The sequence below is a fragment of the Pseudomonas juntendi genome, assembly GCF_009932375.1.
Lineage (GTDB): Bacteria > Pseudomonadota > Gammaproteobacteria > Pseudomonadales > Pseudomonadaceae > Aquipseudomonas > Aquipseudomonas juntendi.
The window spans coordinates 1-2,331 of record NZ_BLJG01000357.1; the positions used below are offsets into that span (position 1 = coordinate 1).

The 2,331-nt window shown below is 65.7% G+C and carries 1 protein-coding gene and 1 pseudogene; one reads left to right on the forward strand and one right to left on the reverse strand.

From position 1 onward, the window contains the following. Window positions 1–2,099 (forward strand): TonB-dependent siderophore receptor (locus GYA94_RS25880; RefSeq protein ID WP_161893382.1); only part of this gene is annotated, 2,099 nt, incomplete at its 5' end. A 148-nt stretch (window positions 2,100–2,247) separates the two neighbouring features. On the opposite strand, the pseudogene GYA94_RS28390 reads toward GYA94_RS25880, so the two are convergent. Next, a pseudogene (locus tag GYA94_RS28390) lies at window positions 2,248–2,331 on the reverse strand (group II intron maturase-specific domain-containing protein); the annotation flags it as partial.

Sequence of the window (2,331 nt, forward strand, 5' to 3'; positions counted from 1 at the left end):
TGCTCGGCCTGGGCCTGGCCTTGCAGTGCCCTGCCGTGCTCGCCCAGGGCAGCGTGCTGCTGGCCCCGGTGCAGGTCGTCGATACCTACGCCAACGACGGCTACCAGGCCAGCGAGGCTGCAGTGGGTGGCTTCCAGCCCGCCTCTCTGCTCGACACCCCAGCTTCGATCAGTGTGTTCAGCCAGCCACTGCTGGAAGACCGCCAGGTGCGCATGCTCAGCCAAGTGCTGCAAAGCGACGCGTCGGTTGGCGAAAGCTATGCCCCCATCGGTTACTACGAAAACTTCAATGTGCGGGGCTTTGCGCTGAACGCGGCCAGCAGCTACCGCATCAACGGCCAGACCATCGCCGGCGAACAGAGCGTGGCCCTGGAGAACAAGCAGCAGGTGGAACTGCTCAAAGGGTTGTCCGGGCTGCAGAGCGGCGTAGCGGCCCCCGGCGGCTTGATCAACTACGTGACCAAGCGCGCTGAAGCGGTGCGCAGCCTTACGCTGTCGACCAACGAACAGGGCGAGCGCTACCTGGCCACCGATCTTGGCGGTTGGTTTGGCAGCGAACAGCAGTTCGGCCTGCGCGCCAACCTGGCCCATGAAGACCTGCGCTCGTACGTCGACCATGCCGATGGCCAGCGCAACTTCGCCTCGCTGGCCTTCGACTGGCAGATCAGCCCCGACGCCACCCTGCAGCTGGACGCTGAATACCAGCACCGCGAACAGCGCTCGGTGCCCGGTTACCAGTTGCTCGGCGGCAGCGCAGTGCCGCACGGCATCGACCCGGATGACCGGCTGGCCTACCAGCACTGGGCAAAGCCGGTGCAGACCGACTCGCTGAACCTGGGCGGGCGCTTCGAGTACCGCTTCAACGACAACTGGACCGGCACCCTCAGCGCTTCGCGCAGCAAGGTGGTGATCGATGACTACAGTGCGTTTGCCTGGGGCTCGAGTGAAGGCGCGTACTTCGGCAGCACGGGCGATTACGACATCTACGACTACCGCAGCCCAGACGACACCCGCCGCACCGACGAGGCCCAAGCCCTGCTCACCGGGCGCTTCGATGGCCTGGGGGTGGGCCACGAACTGACCGTGGGCAGCAGCGCCCAGCGGCGTACGCTGGACCAGCGCCCGTATTACAACGCGTGGCTGGGTACCGGCAACATCGACACCGGGGCCCCGGCTTTCGAGCCGTCCGACCAGCCGCTTGGCGCCAGCCAGCGCCGCCTGGACAGCCGCCAGTACGGCCTGTTCGTCAGCGACAGCATCCGTTTCAACGAGCATTGGCAAACCCTGCTGGGTGCCCGTGAGGTACGCCTGGACGAACAGACCTGGGACGAGACCGGCGTTGCCGGGCGCCATACCCGCCAATACCAACTGCTGCCCAATGCTGCGCTCATCTACAAGCCGCAGCCGGATACCACCGTGTATGCCAGCTACGCCAAGGGGTTGTCCGCTGGCGGGACGGCGCCCTGGTTCGCCAGCAACGCCGCCGAAATCCTTGCGCCGACAACATCACACCAGCTGGAGCTGGGCCTCAAGCACGACTGGCAGGCGCTGAGCCTCAGCGCCGCGCTGTTCCAGATTCGCCAGGCCTACCAGTATGCGCGCCCCGACGGCGCCGGCAGCTTCACTTACGTGCAGCAAGGCCAGCAGAAGAACATCGGCCTGGAACTGGGTGCCAGCGGCTGGCTGACCCACAGGCTGCAGGTGCAAGCCAGCGCAGCGGCCATTCGAGCGCGGGTGCAGGACAGCGGTACGGCCGACTATGAAGGGCACCAGGCGATAAACGTGCCACGCTTGCGCGCAGCCCTGCACGCCGAATACACCCTGCCGGTCGCAGGCCTGGCGCTGCTGGGGGGCGCACGCTACAGCGCCAGCAAGTATGCGAGCCAGGCGGGAAATGTGGCGGTTGGTGGGTACACGGTATTCGATGTAGGCAGCCGCTATCGCACACGGGTCGGGGGGTATGACACGGTATTGCGGCTGACGGTGGACAACCTGTTCGACAAGCGTTACTGGCGCGATGTGGGCGACTACCTGGGTGACAACTACCTGTTCCAGGGCGCGCCGCGCACTGCCCGGCTGTCAGCTTCGGTCAGCTTCTGATATTCAGGGCTGCTTGCGGCCCATCGCCGGCATGCCCGCTGCCACAGGGGCTGTGCAGCCGGCCCTATGGGCCTGGAATCGAGTAGGAGGCGGGTTCACACCCGCCGTCCTCTCACACCACCGTGCGTACGGCTCCGTACACGGCGGTTCAAGCTATGCGGCTAAGCCGGTTGATCGTATCCAGTATCGAGACCAGCCCGAGTCGATCCCATATTTTCTTCGGCAGCGCCTG